The following is a 15,967-nucleotide window of genomic DNA, read 5'->3' on the forward strand; positions in this document are numbered from 1 at the left end:
TAACAAAGCATGGAGCCCACACCTGCCAGCCCTTTATTCTTATTTTACATGAATTGAGCTTGTTGTGCAGGCTGATTCTCGTTCTCATTTTTCTTAACACCTTTGAACTGATGAATGACCGTGTTAATAACCAGCGCACCAATTCCTACAAGTATCAATCCAAGAAGATATTCCGAAGTTTTACCGCCACCAAAGAGCAAGTTATAGTCCAAATGAACCGTATAGAACATTGGAGAAATGTGGCTAACAGCCTTGAAGAATCCCGGCATCATCTCTTGTGGTAGCACAGATCCGTTGGAAATGGTCTGAGTAAGTAGTAAGGGTAGATTCAGAATCATGCCGGATTGACCGAACAGCATGCAGAATACACTTGTAAATTCAATAGCAACGAACAACTCTAGCGCATGTACAAGCCACATTTTCACAAACACTTCTGCACCATATCCGTGTATAGCGAAATACAAAGACAAGCCCACAAGTGGAGCAATTAATGCCAATAAACCATTGACTCCTTGCAAAGCGAAGAATGCCTTCCATTTGCCCATCTTACCTTTAAGTTGATTCAAAGCACCAATACTCATCATGGAATAAATCATCGCACCGACATATGCGGCCATCGTCAGAAACATCGGAGCCATTTGATTATGCATGCCAACAGGTTGAGGGTTGGTTATAATCACATTCGGAGATAATTTGGTCATTACCCCTTCTACCATCTGCTGAGATTGAGCCTCAGGCACCTTCAAATTCTGAAGAATACCCTCAAAACTTTGTGTCTGTAACTGCGTGCCTATGTTGCTAGTGATTTGGGAGACAACAGAATCCATCGTACTGTTAATAGTTGCCGGATTAGATTGATTCGTAAAGAAGTCTAGTTTAACTTGTTCTCCCTGTTGGGATAACAATTGAGTGAAATTTTGCGGAATATGCATAATCAAATGAATATCGCGATCTTCAAGCTCTTTCTTCGCTTGTTCTAATGAAGTATCCGTTATGATATTAAAAGGCAATTGCTCTTTCAATTGTTTGACAAATTGTACCCCGGACTGTTGATCATCGTTGACGATTGCAACAGAAAGATTAGGTATATTTTTAGGAATTGCACTGTAACCTGACATGAAAATTCCAATCATAATAATTTGATAAAAAACCATCATGAAAATACCGCTAGTGATACCCTTGTTCTTTAAAAATGCCTTCATAACTCCACTCCATCTCATCTACTTTGTTTAATGTACTCTAATTAGAGTAATTTAATCAGTGGTTAATGTCAATAAAAAACACAGTAGCTATTGTTTTACCAGTACCTACCGCATCCTTAATTAACCATCTTTTTCCTTGCACCGAACCATGCAAAGAAGTGGACTATCTAAAGAAGAAATGGCCAGAATGACACTCAATTTCTTTGATTGTTAAGTAAAATACCCTTTAAGCTCTATTTACAAAGCTCCATTATGATGTAGCTTTATTTTCTCAAAATCAATTTGCCCGAGCCCTCTAACCTTTAAAGCCAATAACAACGCTGAAAGTAATTATGTTACCACATAAAAAATAAGCTCCCCACCGACATGAACTTCGAGGGGAGCTTATCGCTCAATTGCTTAAATTTTGAGGTGTTTCAATAATGACATCATCATGGCGACTGTTTCTGCTCTTGTAGCTACTGCTACCGGAGCAAATTTATTATTACCCGTTCCCTGAATGAATCCTGATTTAACAGCCGATGCAACATAAGGAACTGCCCACGAAGGAATCTTATCCGCATCCGTGAATGTGAGCTTCGCTTTTGGATCAACGACGATGTTGGAAGCGCGAACGATTAAGACCACTAATTCCAATCGAGACAGCGTTTGATTTGGCCGAAGCGTATTGTCTGGGAAGCCACTAATCAAACCTGCATTCACGACCTGAGAGACGTAGGACTGTGCCCATTTCGGAATCGTTCCAGCATCAGTAAATGCGATATTATCTCCTGCAGTATCTAAACGAAGCCCTCTAGCAAGCATCGCCATAATCTCAACACGGTTTATCTGATTATTCGGCTTGAATGAACCATCAGAATATCCAGTGACAAATCCTTTATCAAGTGCCTGCCTAATGACGGAAGAAGCCCAATGATTTGCAATATCTGTTACTTCCCTTTGCGGCTTGGTTATTGTTCCTCCCGTACCTGCATTAATGTTGCTGTTGCTACTGTTGCTACTGTTATTACTAGTATTGCTGTTATTGCTGTTATTACTGTTGTTTCCATTGTTACTATTGTCTCCGTTGTTGCCGTTGTTGCCGTTGTTGCCGTTGTTGCCGTTACCATTTTCTCCATTGTTGCCATTGCTACCGTAAGCTGCGATAACTTCATTAGAATTATTCTTGCCGCTTACTGCTTTAATAGAGAACTGGTACGTTTTAGACGCATCAAGATTCTCTAATGCATAAGTCGCAGTGCTGCTTACTGTTGGCACCACTCTTGTATTCCAATTCGCTCCCAATTGATCGTTTTTCTCATATATCCGGTAAGCCGTTGGGGCAGGTCCGCCTTCCGGAGCATTCCAAGTCAGCATTGCTTGCCCGTTTTGAATAGTACTCATCCGAGCGTCTCTAACCGGGTTAGGCTTAACGTCCGATTTCTGAAGACTGAATTGATCGTATAAATCGGTCGATCCGGTCTCCGTCGTTGTATATACTTGGAATGACATTGAATTATTGGTTACTGTTATGCCCGTGAACATTTCTTTACCAGGCTGCCCATACTTAGCTGCAAAAGGAAATGGTCCTGCTTTTGGCGTATAGCGCTTATCTCCCGCAGCATTGCTCACTAAATACAATGTACCCTTTGGATTGTCCATCTGACCATTCTCGTTGGCCACTGTCTTCTCCGGTACATTATTAAACATCGGATACGTTCTTGTGTAGGTATGATCATGTCCACTGAGGACGACATCAATACCTAATTCGTCGAACAACGCTGTCAGCTTATTACGGAAGAAGAGGACATCGCTATCGGAAGTGTGACTCGCTACCGAGTATGGCGATTTATGGAACATAACGATTTTCCACTTCTTATCCGTTTTGGCTACTTCCGCTCTTAACCATTCTTCTTGTTTCTTGTAAATGGTATCTATGCCCTTAGCTTCGTTATATTCAGTATTAATAACCATAAAACGAGCAGGGCCATAATCGAATGCGTACACCGATCCGTCTGGCTTCGCATCTGTATTTGAACTGTTAGGCAAATTGAAATGATACGTAAAGTTATTATTTGCCTTGCTCTCATGATTACCGAGCGCCGGTACGATAGGAAGCTTCGAGAAAATTTCCTTCGGCTGGTTCAGCAGCCACATCCATTGGTTCTCGATATCGCCGTTGTCGACGAGATCACCTGTTATCGTAACGAACTTTGACGTCGGGAACTTCTTGAGAGCCTCCTCTAACGTATGATTCCAAGTCACGTATTCACTTTGCGTGGTCCCTTGAGGATCGGTCGTATATAGGAATGTGAACTCATTGCTAGATTCCTCCGTGCTAAAGCTACGAATGTCGCTCCAGTGACCCTCTTGCCCATCACCGATTCGATAGCTATAAGCTGTGCCTGGCTTAAGACCCGTAGCTACAACCTTATGACTAGCATAAGCAGTAGACTTCCCAGCACTCTTGTCTGAACTAGACTGATAGACACTAATTGGTAATGATGTTCCCTCGAATGTTAGCTTAGCATCCGTTGGGAAGGATCCGCCGACAACACTAGAGGATTCAACAACCTCAAGCTTAGTACCCGTTACGCTAGGGTCTGTATACCATCCGAACCCCTGGGAAGTCTTAGGATCACCATTAAACGTTAGTGCGATAGCCGTCGGAATAACAGGACCCTTAGCCCCCCCTCCTTCAGGAGGTAGCTCATCTGGATTCGCTACAAGTTTCATATCCCAGTAAAGATCGGAACTGCTATCACTGCGTTGGTGGACTTCTGCCGCCAATACATTGACTCCATTAAGCAACACTCCATTTAATGCTGATGTTAAATCCACCGTTTCTGTCGTAGGTTCGTTGATCGTGGCGGAGCTAAACGTTTGAAAGGTTGGTTCGCCATCAGGCATATTGAAACGGTAAACTTCCTTACCGTTAACATAGAGGACTACCCCATCATCAATACCAAATGTACCTACAATCTTCTTATAATCAACGAGACTCTTTACGTCGACCGTCGTGCGGAAGTAGGAAGTACGATACTTCATGCTAGTATTAGCTCCGAAGCTAATCGGTTGCGTAACGCCACCAAATATGTCTGTTGCTTTTCCTAGTGGGTAACCCAAAGGTCCAGATCTTACATTCCAACTGGAATCGATGAATTCCGTGGCCCTCCAAGCCGATGCTTGATCGGATCCATCGTCAAGATATTTCCATGTCGCATTCGGTGGTAGCAATATGATGTTGTTCCCGCTAGGGGAACCCGTTCCCGGTTCGTTATCTGAGCCATTGCCTGAACCATCACCACTCTGCTTATGCGTTGCCGTGAGCTCCATGTCAAAATATAAGTCGGAGCTAGAGTCACTTTGATTATGAATCTCTGCAGTGATAACATTAGCACCGTTTTTTAATGCCGCTTTGAGGTTTACCGTTAAATCCTCCTTGTACACGAGCGGATCGGTTTTACTTGAAGTCGCATATGTCGTATATGTCGCTTCTGTTACAGACATCCCTGCCCGATATACTTCTGTTCCGTTTGCATAAAGAATGATGCCATCATCAACCCCGAACGTTCCTTTATAAGAATCGTAGGAGCTGATATCACTAATCTGAACGATTTTACTGAAGTATGTCGTAATGTGCTTTTTCTCAAAGTTATCACCATAGCTCAACACGGTCGCGACCTTCCCGAAATCGGTTTTAGGCCCCACATCTCCTGAAGTTACACCCTTCGTATCCTTGTAACCAAATGGAGCCGCATTTACCTTCCACGTAGAGAAATCATAAGGAGCCTTCATCGCGTTCCCATAGTCGAGGCCCTCATCGTTGTAGCTCCACGAGGAGGCTTTATCAATCAGTTGGACCGGAGCTGTTTCTACTACAGCATTTTCATCTGCAGCGCTTACGATCATACCGCTTAAGAATGCTTGAAAGATTACGATGATCGCTAGGAATATTGCTAAACTCTTCTTTAACCCTTTCATAGACATAAATACCACCCCATCAACAAATTATGTACACCTCATTGTATCGAAGATTTGTTATAGCTAATTCATTAGTATGTGTTTGGATTGTTAAAATCAAACCCTCGGTGAAGACTTATCCTCTGTTATACGAAGATTTAGTCAGTAAATGAATCAAGAGCTACTACACTCTATCGTAAACAAGACCATAAGCTTTTTTAAACCTACCCAGAGACAGAAGTAAGAGCGTTACCTAGAAGGTAACGCTCTACACTTTAAATACATTTTAAACGGCAACGCCAAGTGCCTTCTTATTATGTTTCACTAACTGTTTTTCGGTTCAGGTTCATTCTATTTGATGTTGTGGTCTCTGCAACTTCTTCGACTTGCCCCACACGTTTAATGAAGAATGAAAGCAACAGACCAATAACTCCGATTCCAATAATGACAAGATATGCATCATTAATACCTTGAATAGATGCCTCCATTAATATATGTTCCTTCGTCAAATTCCCAGATCCGCCTGCGGCGGCCATATCCTGAACATGGAACTTGGTACGATTGGCCATAACCGTAACAAGCAGAGAGGTACCTATCGCACCTGCAACCTGTTTGATGGTATTGGAGATAGCCGTACCATGTGCATTCAGTCTAGCTGGTAGTTGGTTTAGTCCCGCCGTAGTAATCGGCATTAGGAACATGGCCATCCCGAAGCGTCGTCCAGTGGACATTAGAACTAAATACGTATAACTGGTCGAATCGCTCAGATTAACAAACCCGATAGTTGTCACGATCGTAATTGCCATTCCGATGATAGCCAACCACTTCGCTCCATACCGATCGAACAATCTTCCTGTCACTGGCATCATTAATCCCATTAGGAGTGCGCCAGGTAGCATCAGCAGTCCAGACTCCATAGCCGTGTATCCACGTGCACTCTGCAAATATAGTGGAAGCAGCATCATATCTGCATACATGACCATGGTTACAGCAATATTAATAACGGTAGTCAGGGAGAACATGCTATATTTGAACGCCCTAAGATCAAGAAGCGGGCTGTTCGATACTAGCTGTCTCCATGTAAATAGAATCAGGGAAATCACACCTGTAACAATAGATACTACCACTTCCGCGCTTGACCAACCTTTACTTCCTGCACTACTGAAGCCGTAAAGAACGGTACCAAATCCGATTGTTGATAACACTATACTTAGAATATCAATTTTAGGATAAGTTCGTTCAGCTACATTTTTTAGAAAAATAAAGGCAACCGCAATAACGATTACGACAATCGGAATCATTCCATAAAACATCGTACGCCAGGAAAAATGCTCTATGACATAACCGGCGATTGTAGGCCCGATTGCAGGAGCAAATATAATAGCGAAACCAACCATCCCCATAGCCGCTCCCCGCTTATTAGGAGGGAATACGGTCAGAATGACATTCATTAGCAGTGGCATGATAATACCTGCCCCAGCAGCTTGAATTAGGCGTCCAGCTAGCAATACATCGAAGTTAGATGCTACTGCTGAAACAATTGTTCCCCCTAGAAAAATAAACATAGAGGCCTGAAATAGCTCCCGGGTCGTAAATCGTTGCATTAGAAATGCAGTGATTGGAATAAGGACGCCGTTAACCAACATGTATCCGGTTGTTAACCATTGAGCCGTAGACGCTTCAATGTTAAAGTCAACCATCAGCTCAGGCAGCGCGACGCTCATGATCGTCTGATTCAAAACAGCGATGAATGCCCCCAGAATCATGACAAACAACAAGGGACCTTTCTTAATGGAGCTGCTGTCAAAAGCTAAATTATTACTCATCATGCTCAATCCCTTCAATTTTTCTGTGAACCTAATAGACACACTGTAGTATAATAAGCTCAATGTAAAAAATTATAGTGAATTCATTATAATTTCACAAACAACAGATTTCCGGAAAATGTATATTAGTTTACAACTTAGCAGAATCTGTCGTCCATTCGGAAAATAAACTACATAATAGGTTGTAAGTGTCGTCTAGAGCATTTAAAGAAGGGAAATGAGAGCTCATGTCAACAACTTCACCACGTACCGATCCCCGAGTACTTCGCACACGCCAATTGATCCGTGATGCATTTATTGATTTACTGGAGGAGATTCAGCTTGAGAAAATCACAGTGAATCGTATTACGGAACGCGCTACCATCAATCGTGTTACCTTCTATCTTCATTACCGTGATATTCCGGAAATGATTGAGAAGTTAGCCGATGATATGATTGGGGAAATTCATGCTATCGTAGTTGGTATTCAGAATCAGTCTCGTTCCATAGATATGGATTGGTCTATATTGGTCAAAATGCTTGAGCATATCGCCGATAATTCAAAATTTTATAAGGTGATGCTTGCTTCACAGCGCATACCTGTCTTCAATGATCGGCTTATGAAATTGTTCGTCGACCTTATTACTAGCAGAAGCGAGAACCAAACCGATTTCCCATCTACCTTGCCTATGGCAGTTCCGAAAGATATTGCAATCTGGTATGGTTCCTCCGCTTTTATCGGTACAATTGTCTGCTGGCTTCGCGAAGATATGCCCTACACACCACTTTTTCTCGCCAAGCAGCTTTCTCTATTGTTCCATATACAGCAAGATACCAACCTGCTCATAGACCCGGAATAACCTCATTAAAAAAATCCCTCAGACGATATCGTCGACTGAGAGCTTTTTATGTTAAGTTCTTATTTCAATATAGAGGTTTGTTTCGTTAAATGACGTAAGTTTAGCATTGGGCTGAAGCACATAATTTGTTCGATTAGTCGGACTTGTATCTATTTTGAATATTTATTTATATTCTGCTATAATTCAAATTCAACCACACATTAAAAATGAATAACTTTCTCTCATATAATCGCAGGGATATGGCCTGCAAGTTTCTACCGAACCCCATAAAGGCTTCGACTATGAGTAACGATATATTGGTGTTTCTTACTCCTATGTGCGATTATTAGGCGTTTGATTTTATTTGGGCCCCAGGAAATATTGTTCACTCAATGAAGTGAATCATACTTTCTGGGGTTTTCTATTTGGTTATATTGATATAGTTTGGTAAAACTAAATATCGATGGCTAATGGAATCAAATGGAGAGAGTCATTTTTAATGTCGTTCATACACCCTAGAAAATTCAGAAGGAGCACAGCCCAATGTATTTTATGATTAATGTTCTTGGAATTATTATTTTGTTAGGCGGTAGTTATCTATTATCGTTCAATAAAAAGCAAGTAGCCGTAAAGCCAATCATGATCTTGCTTGTCTTGCAATTAGTCACAACTTGGTTTATGTTATCGACTAATATTGGCGCAAACGTGATTACATGGATATCCGATTTCTTCTTATGGTTGATCAATAGTTCGATGTCCGGCGTGAATTTCGTATTTGGAGAGTTCGCACCTCTAGATGGTTCTACCTACACGTTCTTTATGAATGTATTAATGCCGATTATATTTGTAGTGGTATTCTTTGATATATTAACGTACTTTGGCATTTTACCAGTCCTTATAAACGCGATTGGATGGGTATTTTCTAAAATCACAAAAACGCCTCGTTTTGAGAGTTTTTATGCCATACAAGTTATGTTCTTAGGTAATAATGAGGCACTGGCGGTAACACGTGATCAATTGAATAAAATGGATAACAAGCGGCTCTTAACGGTTGCGATGATTAGTATGTCTTGTGTTAGTGCAGGGATGCTAGGTGGATATTTACAACTATTGGACGCCAAATATGTGTTGACGGCTATTCCTTTGAATGCCATTGGTGCATTGATTATCACCTCTTTAATTAATCCATATCACGTTACAAAAGAAGAGGACATTGTGTATTCTCCAACTAAATCGGAAAAGGGAAATTTCTTTGATATGATTTCAAAAAGTATGATGACAGGCGGTAAACTGGCATTAATTATTGCCGTTATGCTGATTGGATTCGTATCCCTAATTACTGCGACCAACACTTTCTTAGGATTGTTTAATGATCACCTGACGCTTGAAAATATTTTTGGGGTTGTTTTTTCACCAGTCAGCTTTTTAATGGGTGTGGACTTTACTCAAATCTTCACAGTCGGTCAATTAATGGGTGTGAAAATTGTATTAAATGAGTTCGTTGCCATGACGAATTTAAGCGAAATTCTTTCAAGCTTAAATCCGCATACCGAAGCTGTTACTACTACTTTCTTAGTTTCCTTCTGTAACTTCACAACAATTGGGATTATACTAGGGAGTATGCAAGCATTATTTGGAGATGAGAAATCTAAATTCATTGCAAAGTATACATGGTTATTATTGGTGAGTGGTCTTCTTGTTTCTACTTTAACCGCAATGGTTGTAGGGTTATTCGTTTGGTAACTTTCAAGAAATTATTACACATATAATGGGAGGAATACTGCTATGAAACAACATGATGCACAATATTATGTATCCAAACTTGAACTGGATCCACATCCAGAGGGTGGATATTATAAAAGAGTATTTGAATCTGAGGAACAAACTTCAGATAAAGAATTAACAGTGGAATTTGAGGGAATGAGAAAGCTTTATACGAGTATCTACTTTCTATTAGGATCTAAAGATATCTCTCATTTCCATCGTTTGAAATCCGATGAATTATGGTATTATCACGCCGGAAGTCCTCTAACCGTTCATCTTATTGATGAGCATGGTGAATATAAAGAGTATAAATTAGGAACAGACTTGGATAACGGGGAAGTTCCGCAAGTGCGGGTGCCCAAAAATTCTATCTTTGGTTCATCTGTTATGGATGAAGATACATTCTCCTTAGTTGGGTGTATGGTTTCTCCTGGATTTGAATTCCGTGACTTTGAGTTATTTACACAGGACGAACTTTTGTCTCAATATCCTCAATATAAAGATGTAATTATGAAATTAGCCTATGAAGTCATTCCAGTGTAATTTTACTAACTAAACAAATGAGACAAATAAAAACACCTTCTCATCGATTACTTATTAATCAATGAGGAGGTGTTTTTATTTTATTTTATTTTATCTTTGTTCTTGCTTGTTTTTGTCTAGACCGAGCCTCCACCAGGAGAAGCCCCTAGCAGTACGTTACCTAATGTAAGTTCACGTCAGCGCTGCTTAACTTTTTATCTTGGGAAGCATGTATTTTTACCATCGCAAATCTCGCTATCGGTTGAATCACTATACTCTCAGCGATCAGTACAATCAAGAAATTCCTTGGCCAATTCGTTAAGAAGCGAACGAATATTTCAGAACTAAAACCATGTCCAACGATATCACCAATAAGCGTCATAGCAAATGACATTCCTAGTACAGTGAATATGATGCGAAATAATATTTTGGCATTAAAACTATCTGTTGGTTCTGTAAATTTGGATACCAATTTTTCTGCAATACGACCAATTAGAACTGGCTCTATAATCATGACGATAATCCACATGATCGGTACTGTCTTAAGTATCATTAAGGCAACATCTACATTAAATTCCCCGACAGCCAGAATGATATTTAATGAAGTCATAAACAGCACTGTCAGTGTACAAATGATTGCACCGTACAATGCGCCCTCCTTGCCGTTCCTTGGTAATCTTGTTTCTTGATCCATTCTATTCTTCCTTTCCAATATATAATTTTGGCATTAAATATCCTTCAATAATTTCGGTAAGAGCTTAGCAATCGTCTTTAAGGGATCGGATGATTGTTGTGTTAAACAAAGCATCATCGCACCCTCAATCGAAGCTGTCATCAACAAGGCGATAGCGGAAGCTGATTCGTTCGATAAGCCATCAGTTACAAGTTTAGCACTGTAAATCTGCTGAATATTCTCATAAAGCGCACTACATGCATGACGTACAGGTTCACTCACCGTAGCCATTTCACTGACAATGCTGCTAAATGTATATCCTGTAATGGTACCCTCTGTTTCTAAGTCACGGATTAATTTATCAATTATTGAGAGTAAAGCTTCCTTAGTTGATAAATGCCTTCTAAAAATGCTCTCAATATCTGTCATGATTACTTCATTTAGAACCTGTAGACAAGCAATTAATAGTTGTTCTTTTCCATTTGGAAAATGATGATAAAGCGCTCCTTTGGTAACGTTACAAGCTTTTAAGATTTCAGTGAGTCCTACACTTTTGTACCCTTTTTGTTGAAAAAGAATTGTAGCCTTTTCAATAATTAGCGATTTTGTATCCACGTTTGATGATTCCTCCCAACATACCGACCGGTCTGTTTGTTATTATAACAAATTTTATTATCATGATGTAAGTGTTTTTTTATAACTGCGACAATTGGCTTCTGTCTGCTAAACCCATGCACAAAATAAAGGAAGCATAAGCTTGCCAACACGGCAATTTATGCTTCCTTTAACATGCGGGTTCTTCAATTATTGTGGCATAGCTTGTTTTTCACCCGATAAACCAAGTGTCTGCGCTGTTGAAGCTTGAATTTCACGAATAAGCTCTGGGTCTGTCAACATTGACACACCATAAGAAGGAATCATTTCTTTTATTTTTGGCTCCCACTCTTTTATATGTTGCGGGAAGCACTTATTTAATATCTCAAGCATGACTGAAACCGCCGTAGAAGCACCCGGGGAAGCTCCGAGTAATGCAGCTATCGATCCATCAGCAGCACTAATCACTTCTGTACCAAATTGAAGCGTTCCTTTGCCAGCAGCCGTATCTTTGATAATTTGCACACGCTGACCTGCTAGCACTAACTCCCAATCCTCAGCTTTGGCATTCGGTACAAATTCTTGTAAAGCTTCCATACGCTTTTCTTTCGATAACATAACTTGCTTGATTAGGTATGTTGTCAATGAAACGTTCTTCACACCTGCTGACAACATCGTTACGAGATTATGTGGTTTTACGGAAGTTATCAAATCAAACATTGACCCATATTTCAGAAACTTAGGTGAGAAGCCAGCAAATGGTCCAAAGAACAACGATTCTTTCTCGTCAATCACTCTTGTATCAAGATGCGGTACAGACATTGGAGGAGCACCAATTGCTGCCTGACCATATACTTTTGCACGATGCTTCGCTACAACTTCAGGATTCTTACATACCATAAATAACCCGCTTACTGGGAATCCCCCAATCCCTTTACCTTCAGGGATACCGGATTTTTGTAGCAAATGTAGACTTCCTCCGCCTCCGCCAATAAAGACGAATTTTGCAGTATGGCGTTCAACGGTATTGCTATCGACATTCCGCACCTTTAATTCCCACGAACCGTCGCTAGTGCGTTTAATATCATCAACATTTTGTTTGAATTTGATATCGACGTTGCTACTCTTTAATTGGTCGAACAATATGCGCGTTAAAGCACCAAAGTTAACATCCGTACCAGAGTCAATTTTTGTAGCCGCTATAGGATTGTTTATTACGCGATCTTGCATCATAAGCGGAATCCACTCCTTCAGTTTTTCCGGGTCATTGGAAAATTCCATCCCTTGAAACAGAGGATTATTAGACAATGCTTCATAACGTTTCTTTAAGAAGGTTACATCTTGTTCTCCTTGTACAAAACTCATATGGGGTACTGGCACGATAAAGTCTCTCGGATTACGTATCAGACTACTTTTTACAAGATAAGACCAGAACTGCTTCGAAAGCTGAAACTCTTCATTCACTTTTACAGCTTTGCTAATATCTATGGAACCGTCCGGTTGTTCGACGGTGTAGTTAAGCTCGCACAGTGAAGAATGGCCTGTTCCGGCATTATTCCATTCGTTAGAGCTTTCCTCTCCTGCGGTATCGCGCCTCTCCAAAACTGTAATTTCCCAGTCCGGTACTAGTTCTTTCAGCAGTGACCCCAAAGTAGCACTCATGATTCCAGCACCAATTAAGATAACGTCAGTTTTAGTTTGTCGGTTGCTCATGTTTACCGTCCTTATACCCTAGAATTTGCAGAAAGAATGTAGGCGCCACAACAAGTCGGGTCGTGACCTAGTCACATATCTTTTCTGGATCGAAATATAATCTATCTCATAGTGTATCACTATTAATTGCATATTAAAATATTAATTTTTACAAAATCACACAATTGAATCCCCGCTTCATAGCCTAACTGAGAAATATCTTTTCGAATAGATCGAGGACCTATAAATGTTGTTAAAATACGTTGTTATGAGAAATACACCATCAAAAAAAATGAAGAAAAAACGGTTGACCCTAATAAAATAGGGTGCTAATATCATAATAAATCCTATTGGAATAATAGGTATACGCACTATAAGTCCACCATATTACTGGAGACCTCCATTTCGTGTATTACACGGGGGGTCTCCTTTCTTTATATTCGATACATGACAAGGAGGTTTATCTCTGAATAACTAAAAACAACCATTCATTATTTTTTTACAATTGTTTCTTTTAAATCATTCTTTAAGTTGAAGGGGCTGTTAACAATCATAATTAAACAATGGTATACACGTGTACTTCCCGTTTCCTTCCTGCTGACGATATTTACATCACTTCTAATCTCCAACGCTGTAACTGCTGCCAACACTAATTATTACGTAGACTGTTCAGCATCTACGAATGGTAGTGGTTCAGATTCTACTCCATTTAACAATTTAGCCGCAATTAGTGCAGTACCTTTAAATGCTGGAGATTCTGTACTATTCAAACGAGGTGCAACATGCTTAGGTCAATACGCTCCATCTGGATCAGGCACTTCAACTGCACCTATTCTCATCAGTTCGTACGGTTCGGGAACAGACTACCCCGTTATTAATGCGAATGGACAGACTAATGCCGTTCTATTACAAGATATGCAATATGTCCAACTGGAGAACCTTGAGCTTCTCGCTCCAGGAAATGGCCTTACCCCACGTCGCGGTGTGTATGTATATAGTCAGAATTCAGGAGATTTATACGGTGTTATAATTCAGAATCTAAAAATACATGAGGTTCGCGGTCAGATGCCATCAACAACCGGTGGTGGGGCTTCTTCAAGCTCAGGTAAATTTAAAAATGCATCAGGTGGTATCATTATTGAGTCACAAGGGATAACTACCCCCACTGCTTATCATGATATAAAAATTTTAAATAACACCATTTCTTCCGTAGATCGCGAAGGTATCTACTTCTGGTCGAACTGGTGTAAACGACCCGAACTTAATCGATGGGGTACCGACTGTACAGCAAATTGGTACCCTCACACAAATATTACGATTAAGGGGAATCAATTATCGGACATTGGAGGAGACGGTATTGTTCCTAAGATGGTTGACGGCGGAGTCGTTGAATATAATAACTTGGATGGCTTTAATGTCCGTTCGAAATCCTATAATGCGGGGTTATGGACAGCTAATTCTAACAATATAATATTTCAGTACAATCGTGTTACCGGAGGAATAAGCACCCTAGATGGCATGGCTTATGATATCGATCACGCTACGGATGGCATCTTATTTCAGTACAATTTATCTTATAACAATCAAGGTGGTTTTTTCCTTTTCTGTCCAGATAGTAAGAACACGAAGAACTTCATCGTTCGTTATAACGTATCTATTAATGACCGTGCCCAACTATTCTTACAAGGCTGCGGTGGTGAAATCTCAAACGGGCAGATTTATAACAACACGATGTACGTCGGTAGTGGTTTATCACCAAATGTATATGTACAGAGTGGCTCTCCTATAGATAACGTGAAATTTTTTAATAATATTGTGTATAAGACCGGAACAGGTACCGTAGGTTGGAGTCTAACCGATACCGATTTCAAGATTGACCATAACATCTTATATAACGTGTCCTCTACCCCTACATGGGCTATCAACACGACTACCTCCGATCCGATATTCGTTAATTCTGGCGGTCTTGACCCAGTAGGATATCGTTTGGGGGCAGGTTCACCGGCCCTTGGTAGTGGAGTAGTTATCAGCTCAAATGGTGGATTTGATTATTTCGGCAATGCTGTGTCTTCGACCAGCACCCCAAGTATCGGCGCTTATGAAGGACCTCTACTTCCCGCTCCAGTAGCTGTGCCAATCGCACACTATCAACTGAATGAGACTAGCGGAAACGTTGCACAAGATAATAGCAGCTACGCAAGAAATGGTTCACTTGTCGGTAGCCCCATCTGGAACAGCAATGGCGCCATTCATGGATCTCTTCATCTAAAGGGAAGTGGTGATTACGTCAACATACCGAACTCATTCAATCCTGGCATAGATGACTTCACCATCGCCGGTTGGGTTAAGCTTGATGCTGCAGCAGGCGGAACTCAGGTTATCCTTCAACAAGAAGGTAGCACTGGTCGAACCATCCTTTATCGAAATACAACAACAGGGGTATTGTCCTCATTCCTAGGTAATACTCAACTTGCATCAACCACTACGATTCCAGTTGGTCAATGGACGCATGTGGCAATAACGAAGTCTAATAACACGGCCACCCTGTACTTAAACGGACAATCGGCAGGTTCAGCCACACGTTCAGTTGAATCATCAACCGGGAATTTCAGATTAGGCTCGCATAAATCACCAGATGGTACAAATGTGAACTGGAACGGCGATTTGGATGACTTCCGGATATATAACTCGGCTCTTCCAGCGAGTCAAATTATTTCTTTATACAACGCTGCTAATCCGATAGCTGATTATGAACTCGAATAGATAGGTAAGTAGAAGAGTCTTCCCCCAAAGTAAATTACTTTGGGGGAAGACTCTTCTGAGATCATATACATTTTGAAAGATAATATTCCTTCACAGTTCAAATGGCAAATGATTCCGGGTATTGCATTGACTCTTGTATTGTATTATAGTTGACCTATCAACAATTGATGC

The 15,967-nt window shown here is 40.6% G+C and carries 10 protein-coding genes and 1 riboswitch; of the genes, 4 read left to right on the top strand and 6 right to left on the bottom strand.

The genetic code is table 11. The features are described 5' to 3' along the window. Positions 1–44: 44 nt before the first annotated feature. The 3 genes from PBAT_RS06935 to PBAT_RS06945 all read right to left on the bottom strand — a co-directional run bounded on the left by PBAT_RS06935 (position 45) and on the right by PBAT_RS06945 (position 6,970). Entirely contained in the window at positions 45–1,202 is a 1,158-nt protein-coding gene (locus PBAT_RS06935; RefSeq protein WP_068647882.1) for a YhgE/Pip domain-containing protein, read from the bottom strand. Between the two features lie 399 nt (positions 1,203–1,601). Then, on the bottom strand, positions 1,602–5,171 hold the full coding sequence (locus tag PBAT_RS24650; RefSeq protein ID WP_084402873.1) for an S-layer homology domain-containing protein: 3,570 nt from the start codon (positions 5,169–5,171) through the stop codon (positions 1,602–1,604). 287 nt (positions 5,172–5,458) lie between these two features. Further along, entirely contained in the window at positions 5,459–6,970 is a 1,512-nt protein-coding gene (locus tag PBAT_RS06945; protein WP_068648111.1) for a DHA2 family efflux MFS transporter permease subunit, read from the bottom strand. A gap of 227 nt (positions 6,971–7,197) precedes the next feature. On the opposite strand from PBAT_RS06945, the gene PBAT_RS06950 reads away from it, so the two are divergent. The 3 genes from PBAT_RS06950 (at position 7,198) to PBAT_RS06960 (ending at position 10,095) form a co-directional block, all read left to right on the top strand. Next, positions 7,198–7,809, top strand: a complete 612-nt coding sequence (locus PBAT_RS06950; protein WP_068647886.1) for a TetR/AcrR family transcriptional regulator — start codon at positions 7,198–7,200, stop codon at positions 7,807–7,809. A 201-nt stretch (positions 7,810–8,010) separates the two neighbouring features. After that, a riboswitch (purine riboswitch) is annotated at positions 8,011–8,111 on the top strand. Between the two features lie 220 nt (positions 8,112–8,331). Next, entirely contained in the window at positions 8,332–9,531 is a 1,200-nt protein-coding gene (locus PBAT_RS06955; protein WP_068647888.1) for a NupC/NupG family nucleoside CNT transporter, read from the top strand. A gap of 42 nt (positions 9,532–9,573) precedes the next feature. Further along, the gene (locus PBAT_RS06960; RefSeq protein WP_068647890.1) at positions 9,574–10,095 is read left to right on the top strand and encodes a cupin domain-containing protein; all 522 of its coding nucleotides are present in this window, start codon (positions 9,574–9,576) and stop codon (positions 10,093–10,095) included. Positions 10,096–10,255: 160 nt separating this feature from the next. Here PBAT_RS06960 and PBAT_RS06965 read toward each other — a convergent pair whose 3' ends face one another. The 3 genes from PBAT_RS06965 to PBAT_RS06975 all read right to left on the bottom strand — a co-directional run bounded on the left by PBAT_RS06965 (position 10,256) and on the right by PBAT_RS06975 (position 13,054). Beyond that, positions 10,256–10,768, bottom strand: a complete 513-nt coding sequence (locus tag PBAT_RS06965; protein WP_068647892.1) for a DUF2798 domain-containing protein — start codon at positions 10,766–10,768, stop codon at positions 10,256–10,258. A gap of 33 nt (positions 10,769–10,801) precedes the next feature. Continuing rightward, positions 10,802–11,362, bottom strand: coding sequence for a TetR/AcrR family transcriptional regulator (locus tag PBAT_RS06970; protein WP_068647894.1), 561 nt, complete (start codon positions 11,360–11,362; stop codon positions 10,802–10,804). A gap of 189 nt (positions 11,363–11,551) precedes the next feature. Continuing rightward, positions 11,552–13,054, bottom strand: a complete 1,503-nt coding sequence (locus tag PBAT_RS06975) for a malate:quinone oxidoreductase (protein ID WP_068647896.1) — start codon at positions 13,052–13,054, stop codon at positions 11,552–11,554. A 510-nt stretch (positions 13,055–13,564) separates the two neighbouring features. On the opposite strand from PBAT_RS06975, the gene PBAT_RS06980 reads away from it, so the two are divergent. Continuing rightward, the gene (locus tag PBAT_RS06980) at positions 13,565–15,796 is read left to right on the top strand and encodes a LamG domain-containing protein (RefSeq protein ID WP_068647898.1); all 2,232 of its coding nucleotides are present in this window, start codon (positions 13,565–13,567) and stop codon (positions 15,794–15,796) included. The last annotated feature ends 171 nt before the right edge of the window (positions 15,797–15,967 follow it).

Origin of the sequence: Paenibacillus antarcticus (assembly GCF_001637225.1) — a bacterium.
Taxonomy (GTDB): Bacteria; Bacillota; Bacilli; order Paenibacillales; family Paenibacillaceae; genus Paenibacillus_AQ; species Paenibacillus_AQ antarcticus.

Coding starts and splice junctions, on each gene's coding strand:
- PBAT_RS06950 (WP_068647886.1), top strand. CDS start 7,198: ATGTCAACAACTTCACCACGTACCGATCCCCGAGTACTTCGCACACGC.
- PBAT_RS06955 (WP_068647888.1), top strand. CDS start 8,332: ATGTATTTTATGATTAATGTTCTTGGAATTATTATTTTGTTAGGCGGT.
- PBAT_RS06975 (WP_068647896.1), bottom strand. CDS start 13,054: ATGAGCAACCGACAAACTAAAACTGACGTTATCTTAATTGGTGCTGGA.
- PBAT_RS24650 (WP_084402873.1), bottom strand. CDS start 5,171: ATGTCTATGAAAGGGTTAAAGAAGAGTTTAGCAATATTCCTAGCGATC.
- PBAT_RS06965 (WP_068647892.1), bottom strand. CDS start 10,768: ATGGATCAAGAAACAAGATTACCAAGGAACGGCAAGGAGGGCGCATTG.
- PBAT_RS06935 (WP_068647882.1), bottom strand. CDS start 1,202: ATGAAGGCATTTTTAAAGAACAAGGGTATCACTAGCGGTATTTTCATG.
- PBAT_RS06945 (WP_068648111.1), bottom strand. CDS start 6,970: ATGAGTAATAATTTAGCTTTTGACAGCAGCTCCATTAAGAAAGGTCCC.
- PBAT_RS06960 (WP_068647890.1), top strand. CDS start 9,574: ATGAAACAACATGATGCACAATATTATGTATCCAAACTTGAACTGGAT.